The 24,031-nt window shown below is 65.1% G+C and carries 21 protein-coding genes; 10 read left to right on the top strand and 11 right to left on the bottom strand.

Going from position 1 to position 24,031, the window contains the following annotated elements; all coding sequences use genetic code 11:
* Positions 1–82 precede the first annotated feature (82 nt).
* Entirely contained in the window at positions 83–799 is a 717-nt protein-coding gene (locus EN874_RS02530; protein WP_127424502.1) for a flagellar biosynthetic protein FliO, read from the top strand.
* Positions 800–883: 84 nt separating this feature from the next.
* Here the strand turns inward: EN874_RS02530 and dksA are convergent, their stop codons facing one another.
* Positions 884–1,300 carry an RNA polymerase-binding protein DksA gene (dksA, locus tag EN874_RS02525; RefSeq protein ID WP_059185643.1) on the bottom strand — a complete coding sequence of 139 codons (417 nt, stop codon included), beginning with the start codon at positions 1,298–1,300 and terminating at the stop codon, positions 884–886.
* Between the two features lie 254 nt (positions 1,301–1,554).
* On the opposite strand from dksA, the gene EN874_RS02520 reads away from it, so the two are divergent.
* From EN874_RS02520 to EN874_RS02505, 4 genes are all read left to right on the top strand, one after another.
* A complete protein-coding gene (locus EN874_RS02520; RefSeq protein WP_127423927.1) occupies positions 1,555–2,058 on the top strand; it encodes a histidine phosphatase family protein in 504 nt (167 codons plus the stop codon).
* Between the two features lie 62 nt (positions 2,059–2,120).
* A complete protein-coding gene (locus EN874_RS02515; protein ID WP_127423926.1) occupies positions 2,121–3,593 on the top strand; it encodes a YcjX family protein in 1,473 nt (490 codons plus the stop codon).
* On the top strand, positions 3,590–4,672 hold the full coding sequence (locus tag EN874_RS02510; protein ID WP_127423925.1) for a TIGR01620 family protein: 1,083 nt from the start codon (positions 3,590–3,592) through the stop codon (positions 4,670–4,672). The genes EN874_RS02515 and EN874_RS02510 overlap by 4 nt, the downstream gene beginning before the upstream one ends.
* 139 nt (positions 4,673–4,811) lie before the next feature.
* Complete coding sequence (locus tag EN874_RS02505) at positions 4,812–5,333, top strand: hypothetical protein (RefSeq protein WP_245513473.1); 522 nt, start codon at positions 4,812–4,814, stop codon at positions 5,331–5,333.
* A 70-nt stretch (positions 5,334–5,403) separates the two neighbouring features.
* Here the strand turns inward: EN874_RS02505 and EN874_RS02500 are convergent, their stop codons facing one another.
* Positions 5,404–5,670, bottom strand: coding sequence for a hypothetical protein (locus tag EN874_RS02500; protein ID WP_127423923.1), 267 nt, complete (start codon positions 5,668–5,670; stop codon positions 5,404–5,406).
* 263 nt (positions 5,671–5,933) lie between these two features.
* Between EN874_RS02500 and EN874_RS02495 the strand changes: the two genes are divergently transcribed.
* Entirely contained in the window at positions 5,934–7,769 is a 1,836-nt protein-coding gene (locus EN874_RS02495; protein ID WP_127423922.1) for a monovalent cation:proton antiporter-2 (CPA2) family protein, read from the top strand.
* 10 nt (positions 7,770–7,779) lie between these two features.
* On the top strand, positions 7,780–8,328 hold the full coding sequence (locus EN874_RS02490) for a DUF924 family protein (protein WP_127423921.1): 549 nt from the start codon (positions 7,780–7,782) through the stop codon (positions 8,326–8,328).
* 95 nt (positions 8,329–8,423) lie between these two features.
* Here the strand turns inward: EN874_RS02490 and folK are convergent, their stop codons facing one another.
* From folK to folP, 3 genes are read right to left on the bottom strand one after another with little or no spacing between them, the layout of a single operon-like run.
* Positions 8,424–8,945, bottom strand: a complete 522-nt coding sequence (gene folK / locus EN874_RS02485; protein WP_127423920.1) for a 2-amino-4-hydroxy-6-hydroxymethyldihydropteridine diphosphokinase — start codon at positions 8,943–8,945, stop codon at positions 8,424–8,426.
* The gene (gene folB, locus EN874_RS02480) at positions 8,929–9,288 is read right to left on the bottom strand and encodes a dihydroneopterin aldolase (RefSeq protein WP_126089067.1); all 360 of its coding nucleotides are present in this window, start codon (positions 9,286–9,288) and stop codon (positions 8,929–8,931) included. The genes folK and folB overlap by 17 nt, the downstream gene beginning before the upstream one ends.
* Before the next feature lie 2 nt (positions 9,289–9,290).
* A complete protein-coding gene (folP, locus tag EN874_RS02475; protein WP_127423919.1) occupies positions 9,291–10,145 on the bottom strand; it encodes a dihydropteroate synthase in 855 nt (284 codons plus the stop codon).
* A gap of 84 nt (positions 10,146–10,229) precedes the next feature.
* Here folP and EN874_RS02470 point away from each other — a divergent pair, with 84 nt between their 5' ends.
* Positions 10,230–10,850 carry a DUF922 domain-containing protein gene (locus tag EN874_RS02470; protein ID WP_126089065.1) on the top strand — a complete coding sequence of 207 codons (621 nt, stop codon included), beginning with the start codon at positions 10,230–10,232 and terminating at the stop codon, positions 10,848–10,850.
* Positions 10,851–11,071: 221 nt separating this feature from the next.
* Complete coding sequence (locus EN874_RS02465; RefSeq protein ID WP_127423918.1) at positions 11,072–12,559, top strand: MDR family MFS transporter; 1,488 nt, start codon at positions 11,072–11,074, stop codon at positions 12,557–12,559.
* 5 nt (positions 12,560–12,564) lie between these two features.
* Here EN874_RS02465 and EN874_RS02460 read toward each other — a convergent pair whose 3' ends face one another.
* From EN874_RS02460 to EN874_RS02450, 3 genes are all read right to left on the bottom strand, one after another.
* Positions 12,565–13,596, bottom strand: coding sequence for an NAD(P)/FAD-dependent oxidoreductase (locus EN874_RS02460; RefSeq protein WP_127423917.1), 1,032 nt, complete (start codon positions 13,594–13,596; stop codon positions 12,565–12,567).
* A gap of 96 nt (positions 13,597–13,692) precedes the next feature.
* Entirely contained in the window at positions 13,693–14,013 is a 321-nt protein-coding gene (locus tag EN874_RS02455; protein ID WP_126089062.1) for a 2Fe-2S iron-sulfur cluster-binding protein, read from the bottom strand.
* A gap of 166 nt (positions 14,014–14,179) precedes the next feature.
* Positions 14,180–14,548 (bottom strand): Hpt domain-containing protein, encoded by a 369-nt coding sequence (locus EN874_RS02450; RefSeq protein WP_127423916.1) that lies wholly within the window; start codon positions 14,546–14,548, stop codon positions 14,180–14,182.
* A gap of 291 nt (positions 14,549–14,839) precedes the next feature.
* On the opposite strand from EN874_RS02450, the gene EN874_RS02445 reads away from it, so the two are divergent.
* Positions 14,840–21,049, top strand: coding sequence for a kinesin (locus EN874_RS02445; RefSeq protein ID WP_127423915.1), 6,210 nt, complete (start codon positions 14,840–14,842; stop codon positions 21,047–21,049).
* Between the two features lie 94 nt (positions 21,050–21,143).
* Here EN874_RS02445 and EN874_RS02440 read toward each other — a convergent pair whose 3' ends face one another.
* The 3 genes from EN874_RS02440 to EN874_RS02430 all read right to left on the bottom strand — a co-directional run bounded on the left by EN874_RS02440 (position 21,144) and on the right by EN874_RS02430 (position 24,031).
* Positions 21,144–21,743, bottom strand: a complete 600-nt coding sequence (locus tag EN874_RS02440) for an ABC-type transport auxiliary lipoprotein family protein (RefSeq protein ID WP_127423914.1) — start codon at positions 21,741–21,743, stop codon at positions 21,144–21,146.
* Positions 21,744–21,824: 81 nt separating this feature from the next.
* Complete coding sequence (locus tag EN874_RS02435) at positions 21,825–23,198, bottom strand: MlaD family protein (RefSeq protein WP_126089058.1); 1,374 nt, start codon at positions 23,196–23,198, stop codon at positions 21,825–21,827.
* Between the two features lie 14 nt (positions 23,199–23,212).
* Positions 23,213–24,031, bottom strand: coding sequence for an ABC transporter ATP-binding protein (locus tag EN874_RS02430; RefSeq protein WP_127423913.1), 819 nt, complete (start codon positions 24,029–24,031; stop codon positions 23,213–23,215).

Genomic DNA, 24,031 nt, shown 5'->3' with positions numbered 1-24,031 from the left:
CACGATGCGTGATGCGAACTTGCGGTCGCTAGTCCCAACGGTCTAGTGTCGCCTCACCTCAGGAAGGCGATTGGGTGCAACGATGCTGCAGTGGCTGGATAGCGTGGCGGGTCCGGGTTATGTCGCAGCAATCCTGTGGACGTTTGCAGCCCTTATCCTGCTGGTCGTCGTCCTCCTCGTCATCAAGGTCGTCCGCAACCTGACTTTTGGCACCTTCGTTGCCGGCGGCAGGAACCGCAAGACGCGGCTCGCCGTCATGGACGCCACCGCCGTCGACAGCCACCGCCGGCTGGTGCTGGTGCGACGCGACGATATCGAACACCTGATCCTTATCGGCGGCCCGACGGATGTCGTGGTCGAACGCGACATCAGGCTGGCGGCGCCCCGTCGCCCGGCGCTGACCGGCGACAGCGGCCAGCAGCAGGCCGCCACGCCGCGCCCGCGCGCGCCGCAGCCCGCGCCGGCGCCGGCGAGGCAATCTCCGGCGCCTGCGCCTGCACCAGTCACCGAGCCCACGGCGCGGCCGCGCACGGTGACCTCCGTGCCCAGGCCGGTCGCCCCCAGTCAGCCTACCGCGAAAGTCATGCCGCTCCCTGCCTATGGACCGGCGAATGGCAGCGTCCGGCATGCGCCGCCACCGCCCTCCAACGACTCGATCGACGATACGCTGATGAACGAACTCGAGGCATCGCTGGAGGAGTCGCACCCCAAACCGGCGATCAGCAAGCCGGCAGCAAAGCCTTCGCTCGATGACGAGATGACCAAGCTTCTCGGCGAGCTGGCCAGCCACAAACGCTGACCGGGGCCTCGACCGGCTCTAAGCCGTGGTTGGAAAAGAAAATGGCCGGGAAACCCGGCCATTTTTCAATTCATGCGATCCGCATCAATCGTCGCGGTAGACCTTCTCGCGGCGCTCGTGGCGCTCCTGCGCCTCGATCGACAGCGTCGCGATGGGGCGGGCGTCGAGCCGCTTCAGCGCGATCGGCTCGCCTGTTTCCTCACAATAGCCGTACGTGCCCTCGTCGATGCGCTGCAACGCCGAATCGATTTTCGAGATGAGCTTGCGCTGGCGGTCGCGGGCGCGCAGTTCGATGGCACGGTCGGTTTCGGAAGAGGCGCGGTCGGCCAGGTCGGGATGGTTGGCGTTTTCTTGCTGGAGGATTTCGAGGGTTTCACGCGCTTCGCGAAGGATATCGTTCTTCCATGTGATAAGCTTCATGCGGAAGTAAGATTTCTGCCGTTCGTTCATGAACGGCTCGTCTTCGGAGGGTACGTAATCGGCGGTAACGATGTCGTTCATTCGACTCACCCAACAACCCCAAATTTGGCGCCTATATATTCGCGGACAAGGGGCTGCACAAGCGTAAACGGCAACAGTTTCACGCAATTGTTAGTCTCGCGGCGGCAGACATTCGCAACAGCCTCTTCTCAACGACCGGGGTCGAATTCATCAGCGAATCGGCGCGGTTGCACGTCGTCGACCATTGTGCACGACGCCGTTCTGGTGACTAATCGCCAAAACGCTCAGCGCATTCAGCACAAAGGGGGAGCCGGTTGAGCAGACTTTATCTGTTGAGGCATGCCAAGGCCGGATGGGCGCTGCCGGGGGTGCGCGACTTCGATCGACCGCTCGACGAATCCGGCATGGCCGATGCCGAGGCGATGGGCGATGCCATGCGGACCCGCGATTACGTGCCGGACGTCACGCTCTGCTCCAACGCCAAGCGGGCGCGGCAGACGCTGGAAGCGCTTGCGGGCCGCACCGACACCGGCCGGGTGCTGTTCTTCGACACGCTTTACAGCGAGGATGCCGCCGGCTACCTCGACATCATCCGCAAGAATGGCGGGGCCGGCTCCTTGCTGGTCATCGGCCATAATCCGATGACGGAGGACCTCGCCATGGCGGTGTCGGGCGACGGCGACGAGGCCGCGCGCGGCATGCTCAACCACGGCTTTCCCACCTCCGGCCTCGCCGTCGTGCGTTTTCCCGGCAATCTCGGTGAAGCAGGTCAGGGCAACGGCTATCTCGAGGCCTTCCTCACTCCCGCCGATCTCTGACACCATTTCAAACGCCTCGCCCAAGGCCTATATCGGGCCCGACGGACGACCCAGAGGCAGATTTGGCATCATCGCTGACCACTTTCACCGACGAGGCAAGGATTGCGCTCGACACGTTGTCGGGGCGGGCCGTGGGGCTCTTCTCTCCATCGCTGCGTCTGGGCGTCACCGGTCTTTCCCGCGCCGGCAAGACGGTGTTCATTTCCGCTCTCGTGCACAACCTTATCCATGGCGGGCGGCTGCCGCTGTTCGAGGCGCAGAAATCGGGCCGCATCGCCCGAGCCTTCCTCGAGGAGCAGCCGGACGACGCCGTCCCGCGCTTTCAGTACGAGGACCATGTCGCGGCCCTGGTCGACGACCGCGCCTGGCCGGATTCGACGCGCGCCATTTCCGAGCTGCGGCTGACTATCGAATACGAGTCGGCCTCCGGCTGGAACCGCCTGTTTTCGGCTGGAAAGCTGTCGGTCGACATCGTCGACTATCCCGGCGAATGGCTGCTCGATCTGCCGCTGCTTGGCAAATCCTTCGCCGATTTCTCGCGCGAGGCCGTCGAGTTGGCGTCGCTGCCCGTGCGCTCCGACTTGTCGCGGGACTGGCTGGCGGTGGCCGCCAAAATCGATCCGGACGCCGACGCCGACGAGATGACCGCGCGCCGTCTCGCCGAGAGCTTCGCCGCCTATCTCAAGGCCTGCAAGCTCGACGAACGCGCGCTGTCGACCCTGCCGCCCGGCCGTTTCCTGATGCCGGGCGATCTCGAAGGCTCGCCGGCGCTGACCTTTGCGCCGCTGATGAAGCTGTCGGATCGACGCCCCCGCTCCGGATCGCTGCAAGCGATGATGGAGCGCCGCTATGAAGCCTACAAGACGCATGTCGTAAAACCGTTCTTTCGCGAGCATATCACCCGCCTGGACCGGCAGATCGTGCTGATCGACGCCATGCAGGCGCTCAACGCCGGCCCGGTCGCCATGGCCGATCTGGAGCGGGCCGTCACCGAGATCCTCTCCTGTTTCCGGCCCGGGCGCGGCAACATCGTCACCGACCTGTTTTCCAGACGCATCGACCGCATCCTGGTGGCGGCGACCAAGGCCGACCAACTGCACCATGAAAGCCATGACCGGCTGCAGGCGATCGTGCGCAGGCTGGCCGATCGGGCCGTCGCGCGGGCGAATTTCAGCGGCGCCGATGTCGATGTGGCAGCCATGGCGGCGGTGCGCTCGACCCGCGAAGGCACGGTCAAACAAGGCCGCGAAACGCTGCCGGTGATCATCGGCACGCCATTGAAAGGCGAGAAGATCAACGGCGAGACATTCGACGGCAAAGCCGAAACAGCCATATTTCCCGGTGACTTGCCGGAGAAAGCCGATGCCGTGTTCGACCATTCCGGGCCGCAGCTTGAAGACACCGAACCGGCGATCCGCTTCGTGCGTTTCCGTCCGCCGAAGCTCGAGCGGACGGCCGAAGGCGTCACGCTGTCCTTGCCGCATATCCGGCTCGACCGCGCGCTGCAGTTCCTGATCGGAGATCATCTGGCATGACCGCGCCCCGCAAACCGGCAGCCTTCCGCATCGAGCCGGAGGCAACGCCAAGGCGGGAGCCGCCGCATAAGCATGGTGCGGATGAACAGCCCGTGCGTAAGCCACGCGCCGCCAGGTCCGACGTCGCCGTCGTCATCCCTTCCGAGATCGACGTCTTCGACGAGCCGGACATCGAGCAGGCCGCGCCGCCGCCGGCGACCGCCCCAAGGAGGCGCTCGCTGCTGGCGCGCCTGTTTTTCGGCGCTTTCGGGGTGCTTGTCTCGCTTGCGATCGGCCTGTGGACGGACCAGCTCATCCGCGACCTCTTTGCGCGCGCCGAATGGTTGGGCTGGCTGGCGGCCGGCATGGCGGCGATCGCGCTTTTGTCGCTGCTCGTCATCCTCATCCGCGAATTCCTAGCCATCGCGCGCCTCGCCGAAGTCGAGAAGCTGCAGCGGCGGGCCCTGGATGCCGTGGCGCGCGACGACCCCAAGGCCGCGCGCGCCCTGGTCGATGAGCTTTCCACCTTTGTCGCCGCCAAACCGGAGACCGCGGCCGGCCGCCGCGCGCTCGCCGAACTGCGCGGCGAAATCATCGACGGCGGCAACCTGGTGCGGCTTGCCGAGACCGAGATCCTGTCGCCGCTCGACGCGCGCGCCAAGACGATGATCCTGGAGGCCGCAAAGCGCGTCTCGCTGGTGACGGCGGTCAGCCCGCGCGCGCTTGTCGACGTCGCCTATGTCGTGTTCGAGGCCGGCAGGCTGATCCGGCGCCTGTCGGAACTCTATGGCGGCCGTCCCGGCACGCTGGGCTTCTTCCGGCTGGCGCGCGGTGTGCTCGCCCATCTGGCGGTGACCGGCTCGATCGCCGTCGGCGACAGTTTCGTGCAGCAGATCGTCGGCCACGGCCTCGCGGCGAAGCTCTCGGCAAAGCTTGGCGAAGGCGTCGTCAACGGCATGATGACCGCGCGCATCGGCATCGCGGCGATGGATACGACACGCCCGCTGCCTTTCATCGCGGCAAAGCGACCGGGATTGGGCGATTTCCTCTCGGCATTGACCTCGTTCGCGACCCGCAAGGAGGGCCAAAGCGAGCAATAAGGCAGAGAAGTAAGGTAAATGCAGAAACGGCCGCCAGTGACGAAGCATTAACCAATCTTCTTCATGGTCACTCTGGTTCCAACAGCAGACTCGTTCGTGCCGGGTGTCGTCGATGAAAAGCGTAATCTTGTCCTGCGTCATGACCGCTGCGGTCGCCGCGCCGCTCGGCCTTGCCGAAAGGGCTTTTGGAGCAGAGCCCGACAAGCAGTTTTTCCGTTCGGTCGAAGGCAAATGGGTAGGCCCCGGCGAAATCATCGCCGGCAAATACAAGGGCACGAAATTCACCTGTAATTTCAACGGCTCCACGCCGGACGGCAAGGTCGGCATGACACTTGACGGCGACTGCCGGGTCGGCGTCTTCACCCAGAAGATGTCCGCGACCGTCGAACGCCGGGGTCGGGATGGCTACAGGGGCAGCTTCATGGGCGGTTCGACCGGCAACGGGATGGACATCGTCGGCGGCAATGTCGTCGATCCCCAGAAGGTCGTTTTCACCATCAACCGCAATCAGTTGAACGGCGTCATGCAGGCGCGCGTACCCGACGACAATTCGATGACCGTGACGGTCGCCGTGCGGGTCAACAAGCAGCTGGTGCCGGTCATCGGCATGAGCCTGAAGCGGATCGATACGGTCGAGGTCGGTTCCATCGCGAAAAACTGAGCAAACGCGCTCAGCAGGCAAACAAAAGGCGGCAGCCTATGGCCACCGCCTTCTTTCGTTTTGACCTCGCTCAACCCTTGATGGCGGCGGTCACTTCGTCATAAGCCTTGCAGGCTTCGTCAAGCGTCGTGGCGTTCTGGTATTTCGTCGTCACGGCCTGGACCTTGGCCGTCAGATCGGCCGCCTTGGTCGGATCCTTGGTGATTGCTTCCTGAAGCGCGGCGGTCATGTCCTGCGCCTTCTTGGTTGCCATCTCCTGCGTGCACTCCGGCCCCTTGGAGCAGGCCGAGGCGGCCAGCGCCGCAACACCGACGGCAACGAGCAAAAGCTTCTTCATGTCTGTCATCTCCTCAAAAAAGGCAGCGGCCCATCGCCGCTGCCTTCCAATGGCCGAAGCCGACCGTGCCTTAACCGCTGATTGTGGGATCACGCAACGACCAGCTCTCGTAAACTTGTGTAACGAGGCTGCAACAGGAGTCTGCCGCCAGGCGCCTCGTCTGTTTCCCGCCTAAGGTCCGTGCTCTTCCCGTCAGGCTCGTCGCCCTTGCCTCTCGGTCCTCCTGCATGCAAGGAGTGCTCCGAGACAACGGGAAGACAGGAATGGCGGCTGAGGCATCGGGCAGCGATCTCGTACAGGTGGTGGCGCTGCTTGCTGCCGGCGTGGTCGCGGTGCCGATCTTCAAGCGCATGGGGCTGGGCTCCATCCTCGGCTACCTCGCTGCCGGCGTGGTGATCGGGCCCTTCGGCCTGCGTGTCTTTTCCGAATCGGAGGCCATCCTCCACGTCGCCGAGCTCGGCGTCGTCATGTTCCTGTTCATCATCGGCCTCGAAATGCAGCCGTCGCGGCTCTGGGGCCTGCGCCGCGAAATCTTCGGGCTCGGCGCGCTGCAGGTCGGCGTCTGCGCGGTTCTCTTGACGCTTGTGGGCCTGGCCGGAGGCTTTCCGATCGCGCAGTCCTTCGTCGCCGGCGCCGGCTTCGTCCTGACCTCGACGGCGATCGTCATGCAATTGCTCGAGGAGCGCGGCGAGATCGCCACGCCCAAGGGTCAACGCATCGTCTCGATCCTTCTCCTCGAAGATCTGATGATCGTGCCGCTTCTGGCCCTGGTTGCTTTCCTGGCGCCGGGCGGCGCGGAGACCAGCCTGTCCGAGCGGCTGACCGAGGTCGGCATCGGCATCGCGGCGATCGTCGGGCTCGTAGTGGCGGGCCGTTATCTGCTCAACCCGCTGTTCCGCATCCTGGCCGATGCCCGCGCCCGCGAGGTGATGACCGCCGCTGCACTGCTGGTCGTTCTGGGATCGGCTTTGGCCATGCAGCTTTCCGGCCTGTCGATGGCGATGGGCGCTTTCCTCGCCGGCGTGCTGCTCTCCGAATCGACCTTCCGCCACCAGCTCGAAGCCGACATCGAGCCGTTCCGCGGCATCCTGCTAGGCCTGTTCTTCCTCGCCGTCGGCATGTCTCTCGATCTCGGCGTCGTCGCCCAGAACTGGCGCCTCGTCGCGATCTACGTCGTCGCCTACATGATCATGAAGGGGCTCGGCATCTACATCGTCGCGCGCATGCTCAAGAGCGGCCACCGCGAGGCGCTGGAACGAGCGGTCTTCATGGCGCAGGGCGGCGAATTCGCTTTCGTGCTCTATTCCTCGGCGACCGCGGTCGGCATCATCGACGGCCGGGCCAACGCCACGCTGACCGCCATCATCATCATCTCCATGGTGCTGACGCCCCTCGCCATCGTGGCGCTGCGCTATCTCACGCCGCGCGACGAGCAGTCGCTTGAAGGCGTCGACATCGCCGACGGGCTGACAGGCAGCGTGCTGATCATCGGCTTCGGCCGCTTCGGCCAGATCGCCAGCCAGCCGCTGCTTTTGCGCGGCCTCGACGTCTCGATCATCGACAACGAGGTCGAGATGATCCAGGCGGCGGCCGATTTCGGCTTCAAGGTCTATTACGGCGACGGCACGCGGCTCGACATCCTGCATGCGGCCGGCGCCGGCCGGGCGCGCGCCGTGCTGATCTGCGTTGACAAGCCGGACGCGGCAGTGCGCATCGCGCAGCTGATCAAGGCCGAATTCCCGCTGGTCACCATCCTGGCGCGGGCCTTCGACCGCGGCACCGCGCTGCAGCTTGTGCGCGCAGGCGTCGACTATCAATTGCGCGAGACCTTCGAATCGGCGCTGGTCTTCGGCGGCTCGGCGCTGGAAGCGCTGGGCGTAGACCCGGAAGAGGTCGCCGAGGTCATCGAGGACGTCCGCCGCCGCGACGAAGCGCGCTTTGAAACGCAATTGGCCGAGGGCGTGCGCGCCGGCCAGCGCTTCCTCAAAGGCAATATCGGCACGCCGATCCCGACGCCGCTTACCCAGCCGCGCCGTGCCGGCCGGGCGCTGAACGAAGAGACGGCCGACGTGCTGAACAAGGCCGAAACGCAGAGCTGAAAGGCAACGCATGGCAGAACTCGATCCGCGAGCGCTTTCCGTCACCAGATTCTGGCGCGATGCCGGCGAGGACGCCTGGTTCGAGAAGAGCGACGCTTTCGACGCCGATTTCCGCAGCCGCTTCCTGGAGCTGCACCATGCCGCCGCCAGGCGTGAATGCGACGACTGGAACGCCCATCCCGAGGGATCGCTGGCGCTGATGATCCTGCTCGACCAGTTCCCGCGCAACTGCTTCCGCGGCACCGGGCACATGTATGCCACCGATCCGCTGGCCAGGCATTTCGCCGACCGGGCGATCGCCGCCGGCCATGATCTGGCCCTCGACGAGGTCGTTCGCGTCTTCCTCTATCTGCCCTTCGAGCATTCCGAGTTGCTTGCGGACCAGCGGCGATCGGTGGAACTCACTGCCGCGCGAGCGCCGGACTATCTCAAATACGCAAACGAGCATCTGGAGATCATCCAGCGTTTCGGCCGCTTTCCGCACCGAAACAAGATGCTCGGTCGCGAAACGACACCCCAGGAACAGGCATTTCTCGACGGCGGCGGTTTCTCCGGCTGATCAGTTTCAGAGTTAAGGCATGTCTCCCGAAACCGCTTTCGGGAGACATGCGCAAAATCAAAATCTAAAGCGCATGGAGCGAATCTGAAAGATCGCTACGCGCTTTGATTGAGCCACCACTCGCGGCCCGACGGCAGCCGTTCGATCCCCGATGCATCCACGGCGCCGAGCCGCTCCGACACGCTTTTGCCGCCGACCGCAAGGTCGGGCGCGATCTCGGCCAGCGGCGCCAGCACGAAGGCCCGTTCCAGCATGCGGGGGTGCGGCACCTCGAGCCCGGTCTCGTGGATCACACGGTCGCTGAAAACCAGGATGTCGATGTCGATCAGGCGAGGCCCCCAGCGCTCCTCGCGCACCCGCTTCAGGCGCCTTTCGACGTCGAGGCAAAGATCGAGCAGCGCGCGCGGCGACAGCGCCGTTTCGATCGCGGCCGCGGCGTTGAGGAAATCCGGCTGGTCGAGCTTGCCCCAGGGCGGCGTGCGGTAGAGCGAGGAGACGGCGGTGACGCGCGTCCTGTCGTCGCCGTCCAGCATGCGCAATGCCGCGGCCATGGATTTCGCCGGATCGCCGAGATTGCCGCCGAGACTGAGATAGACGGCGTTATTGGGGCCAGACAACGGTCACCTCGACATGATCGAGCACGCCCGGCACCGGGGCGTTCGGCTTGCGCACCGTGATCTCGGCCTTCCTGATCTGCGGAAACCGCGCGGCAAGCGCCTTCGCCACTTCCAGCGCCAGCGCCTCGATCAGGAAGCGGCGGTGTCCGGTGATGATCTTCTCGATGACCGCGAAGGCGATGCCGTAGTTGACGGTGTCCTCGATGGAGTCCTCCTCAAGCGGGCGGCTGGGCTCGACGGTCAGCTCGGCATCGACATAGAACCGCTGGCCAAGCGTCTCCTCCTCGTCCAGCACGCCGTGCCGGGCAAAGAAGGCGCAGTTCTTCATGCGGATGACATACATGGTCAGCGTCCGGGCGGAAGGTCGTTTTCGCGTGCCAGCATAGCATCGGCCACCGCCAGCGCATCCACGTTGATTGCGACATCGTGGACGCGAAAAAGATCGGCTCCCTTCAGCCGCAGGATTACGCTGGCGGCCGCGGTGCCGGCCGCGCGCTCGGCCGGTTCGCGTCCGGTGACGCCGCCGATGAAACGCTTTCGCGACGTCCCCGCCATCAGCGGAAAGCCGAGCGCCTGAAGCTCCGAGAACCGCGCCATCAGGTCGAGGTTTTCCTCAGTCGTTTCCTTGGCGAAACCGAAGCCGGGGTCAAGCACGATCTGTCCATCGGAAACATTGCTGGCGCGCGCGATCTCCAGCGATTTGCGCAGGAACAGGAACTGGTCCTCGATCACATCAGGCAGCTTCTGCCGCTCGCGGCCGGTATGCATGATGATCAGCCCGGCGCCCGTCTCGGCGGCAACCCGCGCGATGCCGGGCTCGCGCTGCAGTCCCCAGACATCGTTGACGATATGCGCTCCGGCGGCAACGGCGCGCCGGGCGGTATCCTCGCGATAGGTGTCGACCGAGATCAGCGCCTCGCCGGATGCCGCAAGCGCCTCGATGACCGGCAGCACCCGCGCCTGCTCTTCCTCGGCGCTGACCGGAGCAAAGCCCGGCCGCGTCGATTCCCCGCCGACATCGATGACGGCCGCGCCCTCTTCCGCCATGCGGCGCGCCTGGGCTATCGCCTTCTCCGGCGCGATGAACAGACCGCCGTCGGAAAAACTGTCCGGCGTGACGTTGAGGATGCCGACCACGGCTGCCTTGGGGCCGAGGTCGAGATGGCGTCCATGCGCGAGCTGCCACCGCCTTGTCGTCATTGTCCATCAACCATGCGTGATCCGCGCGAAATCAATTCCGTTGCGCTGGCAAGGCCCGTAAAGCAAGGTGCAAGAAGAGGCAACATGATGAACCGCTCCCTGCTCTGTGTCCTGATGCTGACTTTCGCCGCCATGCCGGCCGGCGCAGCGAATCTGGTCAAGTCCTACAGCTATTTCAGCGTCGGCGGCCGCACGCTGGACGACATCGAAAAGCAGCTGACGAAGAACGGCCCTGAAGTGAAGAGCACCGGCTCCAGGCACCCAGGCGCCACGCAGATGGCTTTCACCACCCGGGTCAGCTACGCGCAGACGGCGGATTCCTGCCGGATCGCGAACGCGCAGGTCACTGTGAAAGTCAAGGTGATCCTCCCGGAATGGCGGCGTCCGCGCAAGGCCGAGCCGGAGGTCAGGCTGTTCTGGGACACGCTGTCGGCCGACATCAAGCGCCACGAGGAGCGCCACGTCGAGATCGCCAAGAACCATGCACGCGAACTCGAGGACGCGCTGAAGGCGACGTATCCGCAAAAGACCTGCGAAGCCGCGAAGGCGAAGGCCGCCGAGATTTCCGCCGCCGTCCTCGCCAAGCACGATCGCGCCCAGGTTCAGTTCGACCGTGTCGAAGGCGTCAACTTCGAGAGCCGGATCATCCGGCTTCTGCGCTACCGGATGCAGCGCATCCAAAGCGGCAAGTTGCCGCCGGCTTGACCATTCGGAGCGGCGGTGCCGGCGAAAGCCAATCCCGCCGAAACATGGTGCCAGCTTCGAAAAACTTTCGAGCGGTGGTCGAAAACGGCCTATATCGAACGACATATATTGGGTTCTCCGTCTGGCTGACCTTGCCAACACACGACACGAACGACAGGCGGATAACGCCCCGCGTCGACTGCTTCTCGCCGGCGGCGCACCAGACCTTGAAAGAATGACGCATGGACCAGACCGTCGACAATCGCACGACGATGGCGACATCCGCCTCGTCGCCGATCGGCGAGAGCGAGAAGAACGCCATCATCGGCGGCGTGCTGCTGTCGATGCTTTTGGCGGCGCTTGACCAGACCATCGTCGCGCCTGCTTTGCCGACCATCGCGCGTGCGCTCGGCCACGCCGAATACCTGCCCTGGATCGTGACCGGCTACCTGCTGACGGCGACCGCGATGGCGCCGCTCTACGGCAAGATTTCCGACGTCTACGGCCGCCGGCCGGTCATCTATGCCGCGATCCTGATCTTTCTCCTGGGGTCGCTGGTCAGCGCGCTTGCCCCCAGCATGCTGGTGCTGGTCATCGGACGGGCGATCCAGGGCGCGGGCGGCGGCGGTCTGTTCGCGCTGGCGCAAACCGTCATCGGCGACCTCGTGCCGCCGCGCGAACGGGCGCGCTACGCCGCATGGATAGCCGGCACCTGGGCGGTCGCCAGTGTCGCCGGTCCGCTGCTTGGCGGTGTCTTCGCCGAGCATTTGCACTGGTCGCTGATCTTCTGGATCAACCTGCCGATCGGCTTCCTGGCGATGGCGATCATCAACAACCCGCTGAAGAAGCTGCCGATCGCGGCCAAACATCACCGCATCGACGGGTTGGGCGCGGTGCTTCTGGTGGTCGCCACGGCACTGCTGCTCCTGGCGCTCAACTGGGGCGGCAGCACCTATCCATGGTTCTCGCCGGAAATCCTCGCCCTGGTGGCCTGCTCGGCCGTGTTCGGGGTGTTGTTCGCGCTGCGGCTGGTGAGGGCCGCCGAGCCGCTCATCTCGCTCGAAGTGCTGGGTAATCGAATCGTGCTCGCCGGCACACTGTCGTTGTTCCTCCTGCAGGCGGCAAACATCGGCGCGTCCGTATATCTGCCGGTCTATCTGCAGTCGGTCGTCGGGCTCTCGGTCAGCGAGTCCGGCACTGCCATGCTGGGTCTCCTGCTCGGCACCGTCGCCGGCGCCACCTTCAGCGGCCGTATGATCCCGCGCTTCGTCCACTACAAGCGCATCGCCATGGTCGGCCTCATTTTGGCGATCGTCTGCATCGGCGTGCTCAGCGCCATTGCGGGACACGCCTCGCTGCTCGAAGTCGAAATCCTGACGACCCTCATCGGCCTGGGCAGCGGCACGACCTACCCGGTCAGCACCGTCTCGGTCCAGAATGCGGTCGATCGCGCCCATCTCGGGGTCGCGACCGGCGTGCTGACCTTCCTGCGTTCGCTGGGCGGCGCGCTGGGCGTCGCGATGCTCGGCGCCGTCGCACTCGGCTACGGCCTGCCGCTCTCCGCCGAGGGCTCACGGACGCATATCGAGCTGCCCTCGGTGATGCCGTTCGTCATGATCTTCCTCACCGCCGGCATCACGCTCGTCCTGGCATTGACCGCGCTGGCGCTGATGCCGGAAAAGCCGCTGCGCGGCAAGGAGAAGGACGCCGCGCCCGTGCTCGCCGAATGATGACGTTAGTCGTGGACGCCGAGCTTCCTCTGTAGGCTGGTCGACGAGGTCGTGTACTGGAAGACGATGCGCTCGCCGGGGCTGACGATGCGTTTTGCCGCCTGCGCCATCAGGGCGACTTCATGGAAGCCCGACAGGATCAGCTTGAGCTTGCCGGGATACCAGTTGATGTCGCCGATGGCGAAGATGCCGGGCACCGATGTCTGAAACTTCTCGGTGTCGACCGGGATCAGGTTCTCATGCAGGTTCAGCCCCCATTCGGCGATCGGCCCGAGTTTCATGGTGAGGCCGAAGAACGGCAGCATGCGGGTGCAAGGCACCTCGACATCGCCATCCGGGCCGCCCTTGATGGTCGCTGACGAAAGCTGGCCACCGGCGCCGGCGAGGCCGCTCACCTGACCGACCAGAAACTTCAGCTCTTTCATCTCCTGCATGGCGTACATCTTGTTGACGCTGTCGGGCGCTGCCCGGAACTCCGGCCGCCGGTGGACGAGCGTCACGCTTTTGGCGATCGGCTGCAGGTTGAGCGTCCAGTCGAGCGCCGAATCGCCGCCGCCGACGATGACGAGGTCATGGCCGCGGAAATCCTCCATGCGCCGGACCGAATAGAAGACGCTCTTGCCTTCATAGTCCTCGACGCCCGGGATGGGCGGGCGCTTGGGCTGGAACGAACCGCCGCCGGCGGCGACCACCACCACCTTGGCCTCGAACACCTCGCCTTCGTCGGTGATGACGCGAAAGGTGCCGTCCTCGAGCTTTTCGAGGCTGGAAACCATGCGGTTGAAGGTGAAATCCGGCTTGAACGGGTGGATCTGCTCCATGAGCTTGTCGACCAGCCCCTGCGCCGTGATCATCGGCCAGCCGGGAATGTCGTAGATCGGCTTTTCCGGATAGAGCTCGGCGCATTGTCCGCCGGGACGGTCGAGGATGTCGATGAGATGGCACTTCATATCGAAGAGGCCGAGCTCGAACACGGCGAACAGGCCGACCGGCCCTGCCCCGACAATAAGTACGTCCGTCTTGATCGTGTCCGTCATCAACTCCGCCCCGTTTTGGGAAAACCGCGGGACAGTGCATGAGCTACGGCCCGCTGCCAAGCAGCCAGGCGCAAAATTGGAAAACGGAGGGTTGGTTCAGCCCTGGCGTTCGGGCACGCGGACGACGAGGCCGTCGAGCGCGTCGCGCACCTTGATCTGGCAGGACAGGCGCGAATTCGGCCGGACGTCATAGGCGAAGTCCAGCATGTCCTCCTCCATCGCCTCCGGCTCGCCGACCTCGGATGTCCAAGCCTCGTCGACATAGACATGGCAGGTCGCGCAGGCGCAGGCGCCGCCGCATTCCGCCTCGATGCCGGGCACCGCGTTGCGGATCGCGTTTTCCATGACGGTCGACCCGTTTTCGGCTTCCACGTCGAATTGAGTGCCGTCATTGGCGATGTAAGTCAGCTTGGTCATTGGTCACCTGAGGAGTCGCAGCGGAGATAATCACTCCACCGGACAAGTCAACTGCCGTGGGAAAACGCCGCCAAATGACGTTTTTCAGAAGGTGGGCGGTTGCCCGCCCTAAGGCGCGGCGGCCGGTTGGAAAGCGCGTCGCTCGAATCCTCTGAAGGACGACGCTTCAGCGGCTGATGGCGGCGATGAAGTCCCGCACTTCCTCGATCAATACGCCGAGCTTCTTCAGCATGCGGGCGTCCTCAGGCTGCTTTTCGATTGCCGCGGCGCATTCGGCGACGGCAAAGGCGCCGATGCCGCGCGCCGAGCCTTTCAGGCTGTGCGCAAGGAGCACCCGTTCCTTGGCATCGGCATCGAGGATCTTGTCGCGCACCGAAAGCGCCTGCTGCACGAAGAGCGCCAGCACCTCCTGTTCGAGCGCGCGATCATCCATCGTCTGCCGCGCAAGATGGGCCATATCCACAGGTCGCGACCCTGCCGTTCCCGACACGTCGCCGCCGGGCATGGAAAACGCGATTCCAATGTCACCACGCATACGCACTGCAACTCCTGCAAAAGGCGGCTCGCCGCCAAAAAAATAGGCGACCCGCGTCGCCATCGGGTTAACGGTTGCCTGGGAAAAATGTTGTCACGGAGGCGGCCCAAATCACGCTTGCGTTAACCTTATATTTAAAGTTTTACGTATCGCCCGGAATGCATGTTTTCTTTACCCCTGTGTGTCATTACGATACGAACGTCCATTTTCAGCCTCCTGTCTGGGACCAGACAAGCCAGAATCAGGCCAAAATCATAAGTCCCGCGGCAGCTAGTACAGGGTAGCGAAGGCATGGCTAAGAAACCGACGACGACCAAATCCCTCGAGAGCGACGTAGCCGCGGAACTGGAAAAGGCGCTTGACCTTGACCTTAACGGCGGCGAAGGCGGGCTCGACATGGTCGCGTCGATGGAAGATCTCGAAGCCCAGATTTCGGCCGCCGCGGACGAACTGGCGCGCGAAGGCCGCAGCCAGAGGGCTGAGCCGGCAAATGAGCCTCAACCCGCGAAGGCGGCGCCCCAGCCTAAGCCGGCTGAGCTGCGGCCGGTCGAATCGCGCGCTCCGCAGCCGGCCGGCTTCACGCCTGCTCCCGCCGGTTTCACGCCGGCAAACGATGACCGCCAGAAGGATTACCGGACGCTTCTGCACAGCCTCAACCGGCGTGCGTCGAGCACTGTCTACTGGGTCGTAGCGTTCATTTCTCTCGCCTGGATTGCGGGCGCCGGCGGCCTCGCCAATCTTCTGTTCGGTTCGGGCATATCGAAGATCCGCACCTTCGACCAGTTCTTCGCCCGCCCCGAGCTGATCGGCCTGGCGGTCGCGGCGATCATCCCGGTCATTCTGTTTTGGGCCTTCGCCGCCATGATCCGGCGCGCGCAGGAAATGCGCCTTGCCGCGCAATCGATGACCGAAGTGGCCTTCCGCCTCGCCGAGCCGGAAAACCTTGCCCAGGACCGCGTCATGATGATCGGCCAGGCCGTGCGCCGCGAGGTGGCGGCCATGGGCGAAGGCATCGAGCGCACTCTGGCGCGTGCCGTCGAGCTCGAAACGCTCGTCCACAGCGAAGTCAGTCAGATCGAGCGCTCCTATTCCGAGAACGAGGCCCGCATCCGCTCGCTGGTTGACGGGCTGGGCAGCGAACGCGAAGCGGTCGTCACCCATGCCGAGCGTGTGCGCGCCTCGATCGCCGGCGCCCATGAGACGCTGCGCGACGAGATCGGCTCGGCCAGCGACATCATCCGCGACTCGATCCTCAACGCCTCGACCAAGCTGTCGATGACGATCAACAATTCCGGCGACACGCTGATCGACCGCATCAACGAAAGCTCGACCTCGATCTTCGATTCGGTCGAAACCCGGCTCGATTCGATCACCGACCGCCTGTCGACCTCGGGTGAGGCCTTCGCCAGCCTGCTCGATACCCGCATCGCCAAGCTGACCGACACCACCGACGGCCTCACCCGCTCGCTGACCGACCTGCTCGACGACCGCACCAGCGGCATGGTCTCGCTGCTCGGCGGCGCCGCGCGTTCGCTGAGCTCCGAATTCGAAGCGAGCCTCAGCGGCATCGAGCGGACGCTGGCCGAGCGCGGCCAGGCGCTGATCGGCGAGTTCCAGACCCGCGCCGAAGCGCTCGACACCGGCACGCAGAAGCTCAATGCCGCGCTCGAGGCCCGTGCCCGCCAGATCAACGAGACCCTGGTCGAACGTGCGCGCGAGATCGCCGGCACATTTGCCGAGAGCAAGGACCAGCTGTCGGCGATGATCGACCAGGGCAAGACGCAGATCGGCGCAGACATGGCCGATATCATCTCGTCGACCTCATCCATGCTCGAAGCCCGCGCCACCGATTTCGCCGGACGCATGGAGGCAGCCCGGCACGTCGTGTCGCGCTCGTTTGATTCCGACATCCAGCGGCTCGCCAATGCCCGTGTCGGCATTGAAGAAGCCGTCGAGAACCACAGCCGCATGCTCTCCGAAAGCCGCGACCGCATGGCCGCCGCCATGCAGGAGGACCTGGCGAAGTTCGCCGAGGGTCGCGCCGAAATCGATGCCGCCGTCACCAATCAGGTGCAGAAGCTGTCGGAAGGCCGCGGTTTGATCTCGCGCGCCTTGGAAGAGGACCTGCGCAAGGTCAACGAGTCGCGCGCCGCCATCGATGCTTCGCTGGGCAGCCATCTCGAACAGCTCGAAGAGGGTCGCAACCGCCTCTCCCAGGCCTTGAACGAAGACTCCGGCAGACTCGTGCAAGCCCGCACGATGATTGATGAAATGGTCGCCGGTCATGTCGGCAAGCTGGCCGAGGGCCGCAACATCCTGGCGCGCGCGCTGGAAGCCGACCTCGGCAAGCTGGCGGACAGCCGCACTTCGATCGACGGCCTCGTCGCCGGCCAGGTCGAGAAGATCGCCGAAGGGCGAGCGGTGCTCGCCAAGGCACTCGAGACCGACATCATCGGCATCAGGAACCTGATCGAGACCCATTCGACCAAGCTCGCCGAGGATCGGGGCGAGCTCAGCCGCGCGCTGGAGGGCGACCTGAGCGGCATTCGCGGCCTGATCGACAGTCATGCCGGCAAGCTCGTCGAGGACCGCAGCCTGCTGTCGCAGACGCTGGAATCCGACCTCGCCAAACTGGCCGAGAGCCGCGCCTCGATCGACGGTCTGGTCGCCGGCCAGGTCGAGAAGCTCGCCGAAGGCCGCGACATCCTCAAGCGCGCCCTGGAGGCGGACCTCAACACGATCAGGGGCGCCATCGCCGGACACTCCGACAAGGTGCTGGACGACCGCGCGCAGCTGTCGAAGGCCCTGGAAGCCGACTTGCAGACGGTCAGCGGCGCGATCTCCGACCACCAGAACCGGCTTGTGCAGGACCGCTCGGTGCTGTCGAAGTCGCTCGAGGACGATCTGGCCAAGCTCGCCGAGAGCCGCTCCTCGATCGACGGCCTGGTCGCCGGCCAGGTCGAGAAGCTCGCCGAAGGCCGCGACATCCTCAAGCGCGCGCTGGAAGCCGACCTCAACACCATCCAGGGCGCCATCGTCGATCATTCGCAGAAGATCAGCGACCATCGCGCCGAGCTGTCGCGCGCCCTCGATTCCGACATGATCAATGCCAGCGGTCTCATGCAGACTCACGTCGACAGGCTCTCGCAGGACCGCGCGACGCTGTCGAAGGCATTGGAGGATGACCTCGCCAAGCTGGCCGAAAGCCGCTCCTCGATCGACGGGCTGGTCGCTGGCCAGGTCGAGAAGCTCGCCGAAGGCCGCGACATCCTCAAGCGGGCGCTCGAAGCGGATCTTGCCAAGCTCGCCGAAAGCCGCTCCTCAATCGATGGCCTCGTTGCCGGCCAGGTCGAGAAGCTCGCCGAGGGCCGCGATGTGCTCACGCGGGCTCTCGAGGCCGATCTCGCCAAGCTCGCCGAAAGCCGGGCCGGCATCGACGGGCTGGTCTCCGGCCAGGTCGAGAAGCTTGCCGAAGGTCGTGATATCCTCAAGCGTGCGCTCGAAACCGACCTGCAGAAGCTGGCGGAAAGCCGCTCGGAGATCGACGACATCATCGCCGGTCATGTCGGCAAGCTGTCGGAGGGCCGCAACACGCTGGCTCGCGCCCTTGAGGAGGATCTCGCCAAGCTCGCCGATGCGCGCAAGGATGTCGACCGTTCGGTGTCCGGCCACATCGACCAGATCGCCGCCAAGAGCGGCGACATGTCGGCGGCGATCGCGGCCGATGTCGAGAAGATCGAGCAGGCCTTCAGCCGCCAGACCGGCATCATCGAAGAGCGCGCCAGCACCATGGAGCGTGCGCTCTCGACCGGCGTCGACAATGTGCGCGGCGTCCTCGAAAAGACCGCCGTCTTCGTTGCCGGCGCGCTGCGCGACAAGGTGATGGAAGTCACAAGCGCCCTGCATGAGCAGGCCGGAGCCGCCTTCAGCGACGCCGATAGGCAGATCGCCGAACGCGCCGAGCAGACTTCGGCCGCGCTGCTGGCCAGGGCCGAGGACATCGCCAACGCCTTCGAGCAGGCCGACCGCCGTCTGCATGAGCGTGCTCAGGACACATCCAGCATGCTGATGGCCCGCGCCGACGATGCGTCCAACGCGCTCATGGCCCGCGCCGAGGAAACTGCCGACAAGCTGGCCGCCCGCGCCGGCGAGATCGCCGGCACTTTCGACGCCGCCGACCAGAAGCTGGTCGCTCGCGCGGTCGAGACGGCCCAGTCGCTGGCGGCTCGCGCCGGCGACATCCTGCGCAACTTCGAGGGCGCCGACGAACGGCTGAGCGTGCGCATCACCGAATCGGCCGAAGCCTTGGCCGCGCGCGCCTCCGATCTCGGCCGCATCTTCGATGCCGCCGACCAGCATCTGATCTCGCGCATCGCGGAAGGCTCGGAAGCGTTGTCGTCGCGGGCGTCCGAGATTGCCCGCATCTTCGACGACGCCGACAGCCGCCTGGTGTCGCGCATCGCCAGCAGCACTTCGAGCATCGGCGAACATGCCGACACCATTGTCGGCGCGTTCGCCGCCACCGAACAGCGCGTCGCCGATCGCGCCCGGCAGACCGGTCAGGAACTCGCCGTCCATGCCCGCGAGATCGAGCAGGCGCTCGCCGGCGCCGACGAGCGCCTGGCCTCAAGCGCCGCTGCGGCGGCTGCCCGTGTCGAAGAGCAGGTGGCGAGCGTCGAGAACCGCCTGGCCTCCACTGCCGAAACCATGGGCCAGAAGCTCAACGATCAGGTCTCCAGCGCCGAGGCGCAGCTCATCTCGCGCGCCAACGTCATCGCCGAGACCTTCACGGCGGTCGGCCAGCATATCGGCCAGAGCACCAACGATGCGGCAAAGACCATCGGCGCCAACACCCGCGAGCTCAACACCATGCTCGCGGCGCGCTCCGCCGAGATGTCGAAGATCCTCGACGAGACGGCGCGTCCCCTGGTCGAGCGCTTCGCCCAGGGCGGTTCCGAGCTGCAAAAGAGCATGGAAGAGGTCACCGAACGGGCAACCGAGAAGCTGCGCAGCGAAAACGCGGCCCTCGTCAATGCGCTCGCCAACCGTACCGCCGAGACGCTTTCGGCTGTCGAAGGCGCGCGCTCGACGCTGGCCGAAAGCGTTGCCGACCTCATCGGCCGCATGGGCAACTCCAGCGCACAGCTCGGCCAGCTGATCGACCAGGCTGCCGTCAACCTCGGCCAGATCGAGGAGCGCCTGACCGGCAGCACGCAGAGCTTCGCCTCGACCACGGAAAAGGCTGCGCAAACCTTCGCCAGCTCGGCGCGTCTCGTCGATTCGAATACGACTCGGCTCACCGATCTGTCGTCGGCGACGTTGCGCGAGGTCGCCTCGATCGCGACCAAGTTCGACGAGCACAGCCGCCTGCTGTCCAGCGCTTCCAATCTGCTTAGTTCCGCGCAGAGCAATCTGGAGCACACGCTGGAGCGTCAATCCTCGCTCGAGGATCTCGCCGTCGGACTGGTCAAGAAGTCGGAAGACCTCGAGAAGGTGATGCGCTCATTCGAGAATCTGGTCAGTCAGACGATGCAAACCGCCGAAGGGCGCACCATGGAATCGGCGGAGAAGATCCGCACGGCCATCGCCGAGGTCGTCGATTCGGCGACGCGGCGCTTCGCCGACGCGACCGAGGAGATGCGACGCACCGCGGGCTCCATCAAGAGCGAGTTGGACCTGACCCGCGCCGAGCTGAAGAAGGGCGTCATCGAGATGCCGGAGGAGGCCAAGGAATCGACCTCTGCCATCCGCCGCGCCGTATCCGAGCAGATCAACGCGCTCAAGGAACTGTCGGATATCGTTGCGAAATCCGGCCGCAGCGGCAGCAGTGAGGCTGGTGAGCCGCGCGGGCTGCGCCCGGCACCCCAGGCACCGGCCCGCCCCGCCGAGCAGCCGTTGCGCCGTCCGCCTGCGCCACAGCAGCAGCAGCCTCAGCCGGAGCGCCGGACCCCGCCGGCACCGCTCGCCGAGACGACGCTGCGCGGAACACTCGATCTCGAGCGTCCCGCCGAGGCGCCGCGCCGCGATCCGAACGGCCGCACACCGCAGGGCGGCTGGGTGCGCGATCTGCTGACCAACGCCTCGCGCGAGGAGGAGCTGAAGCCGGCAGCGCCCGCCGAAGCGCCGCGCGCAGCGCCTGCACAGCGCACGCCGCTGCATGTCATGGAATCGCTCAACTCGCTGTCCGTCGACATCGCGCGCGCCATCGACCACGACGCCTCGATCGAGCTGTGGAACCGCTATCGCCGCGGCGAACGCGACGTGTTCACGCGCCGGCTCTACACGCTGAAGGGCCAGCAGACCTTCGACGAGATCCGTCGCAAGTACCAGGCCGAGGCCGAGTTCCGTGCCGCCGTCGACCGCTACTGCGACGATTTCGAGAAGCTGCTCAAGGACGTCTCGCGCAACGATCGCGACAACATCATGGCGCAGACTTATCTCACGTCCGACACCGGCAAGGTCTACACCATGCTGGCCCACGCCAGCGGCCGCCTGCAGTAAGCAGCGGATCGAAAGGACATGAAAAAGGCGGGCCAAGGCCCGCCTTTTTTCATGTCCGGTTGTTTCCGGGCAATTGCCCTGTTCGATCAGTCGCTCAGATCACCGTATCCGTCCAGCGGACGATGTCCTTCGCCGCCTGGCCGAAGGCGTTGTCCATCGCGCCGACATAGGCGGCGTTGCCGCTGCCGGAGACCGGGGCGCTCGCCGTGAAGCTCTTCGAGGCGCGCACCTCGCCGTTGCGGTCGTTGAGAACGCGCACGAACAGGTCGACGTCGGCATGCTCGCCGCCATTGACCCGGACCTCGAAGGACCGCACCTCGACGATGATCTGGTAGTCGATCGCCAGCCCCTCGCCCGGCTTGCCGACGCCGGCAAAGCTGCCCGAGCGCTGGAAGGTCTCGGCGAGCCTTGCCTGCACGATCAGCGGCAGGCGGTCCGCCCATTGCGCGCCCTTGAGGAACTGGATCGACTGGTCGGACGGCCTGATGACGATGTTCTGGCTGTCCAGCGCCTTCAGCGCCGAAGGCTGCGCGATCAGGATCTGACGGCGGCTGTGGCCGCGCATGTCGACCGACGGAGCGGAAAGCTCGAACGTATCGAGCGGCGTCGGCTTGCCCCCCAGTGCCGCGCAGCCGGCGAGCGTCAACACAAGCGCCACGGCGGCAACCGACTTCAACCCTCTACCCGATTTCACGCGCGATCCCCGTTATGTCCCCGGATCTGACGATCAACTTGCAGCTGCAATCCATGTTCTTGGCGTTCGTCGCAGCCGAAGTCAACGCCGCGCCCTGCCGTCGAACTGACGAACCTCTCCTTCGCCGCCCGTCAGTATGCGCTGCGGGTTGCGGCTGAGATCGGTCACCGCTTCCTCGATGCGGTTGATCGAGCGCCGGCTGTCCTGCACCAGCGCTTTCACTTCCTGCAACCCCGAACCCGAGAAGCGCGCCAGATTGTCGGTGATGGTGCCGAGGCGCGCGTTCAACGTATCGGCGACCTGCTTGAAGGATTTCAGCGTCGCCCTGGCATCCGCCATCACGCCGTTGGCCTCGCCGGATCCGAGAAGCTGGTCGACCTTGGCGAGGATGCCGTCGACGCGCACCGAGGCGTCGTTGAGGCGCTGCGCGAGCTGGCGGGCATTCTTGATGGTGTCATTGATGTCGTCGGAGCGATTGGCGATCTTGTCGGTGACCTTGGCGATATCCGAGGCCGCCTTGTTCGCGCTGTCGCTCGCCTTCTGGATGTTGGCGAGCGCCGTGCGGACATCCGCGGGATCGATCCCATCGAGCACCTTGTCGACCTTGGCGAACGTCCCTTGCGTCTGCTTGGCGAAGTCGTTGACCGACCCCACGGCGGTATCGACGTTCTTCAGCACGGCGTCCAACTGCCCGCTGGTCTCCTTCAGATTGGCGGTGACCGTGTTGACGTTGGCGACGATGCTCTTGATCTGGTCCTTGTCTACCGAGTTGAGCAGGCCCTCGGCCGCCTTCAGCGTGCTGTCCAATCGGCCTGAGACGTTCTGCAATTGCTCTGAAAGCGAGCTTACGGCGGACAGGAACTTGTCGATACCGTCCGAATTCTTGGCCAGCGCATCGGAGAAGGTCTCGACGTTCTTGACGGTCTGCGTCAGCGGTCCGCGAACATCCCGGGTGAAGCCTTCCAGCTCGGAGAGCACCTTGTCGGCACGGGTGAAGATGTTCTGCGCCGTCTGCAGCAGGTTGGTCACGGCCGACGGATTGGCGACGATCTCCGGAACTCTGCCTTCCTTCTCCGCCTCGTCGAGGAGCTTCGCTTCCTTGGGATCCGCGCCCCTGAGCTCGATATTGGCCTGGCCGGTAAGTCCGGCAAGCCCGATATCGGCCTGCGTCGACTTGGTGATCGGCGTCATGCGGTCGATCTCGGTATCGGCGATGGCGACGGTCGGATTGTCGACGTCGATATAGACCCGTTTGACGTCGCCCACCTTGACGCCGTTGAAGAGCACGAAGCTGCCGCGGCCGAGGCCGGAAGCCGAGCCCGGGATGCGCACGCGCAGGAGCGTCGTCTCGCCCCGTTCGCCGATCGCGGCCGTCCAATAGACGAAGGCGAAGGCCGCGAGGATCGCGGCCAGCGTGAAGATGCCGACAATTACATAGTTGGCTCTGGTTTCCATTGCCCCACTTATGGCTATGCGCGTGCCGCAAGATCAAGTTGGCGGGCGCGTTTTCCGCGGAAATAGGATTTGACCCACGGCTCTTCGCTCTTCAGCATGTCGTCGATCGTCCCTTCGACCAGCACCTTCTTCTTGCCGAGCACCGCCACGTGATCGCAGGCGGTGAACAGCGTGTCGAGGTCGTGCGTGACCATGTAAACCGTCAAATCCATCGTATCGCGCAGCTTGACGACCAGCTCGTCGAACTCGGCGGCGCTGATCGGATCGAGGCCGGAGGTCGGCTCGTCGAGAAAGACGATGTCCGGATCGAGCGCCAGCGCGCGCGCAAGCGCCGCGCGCTTGATCATGCCGCCCGACAGCTCGGAGGGGAATTTCTGCGCCGCGTCCGGTGGCAGCCCCACCAGCTCGACCTTGAGCAAGGCGAGCTCGTCCATCAGTTTCTTCGGCAGGTCGAGATATTCGCGCATCGGCACCTGCACGTTTTCCTGCACCGTCAGCGCCGAAAACAGCGCGCCGTGCTGGAACAGGACGCCCAGCCGCATGTCGATGCGCAGGCGCTCGACCTCGCTTGCCTTGTCGACGTCGACGCCGAACAGCCTGATCGTTCCGGACTGCTTGGGCATCAGCCCGAGGATGGTGCGCAGCAGAACCGACTTGCCGGCGCCCGAGGCGCCGACGAAGCCCAGGATCTCGCCACGCGTGATGTCGAGCGAAAGCTTGTCGAGGATCAGCTTGTCCTCGATGGCGACGGTTACGTCGCGGACCGAAAGCACGATTTCGCTTTCATCCGCGTCCTGCGCCGTCTGGACCCCGTTGCCGCTTGCGCCTGCCAT

The sequence above is a fragment of the Mesorhizobium sp. M1D.F.Ca.ET.231.01.1.1 genome (genome assembly GCF_003999155.2).
Taxonomy (GTDB): Bacteria; Pseudomonadota; Alphaproteobacteria; order Rhizobiales; family Rhizobiaceae; genus Mesorhizobium.
The sequence above is the reverse complement of the archived record's forward strand: the minus strand, read 5'-3'. Positions and strand labels throughout refer to the sequence as shown.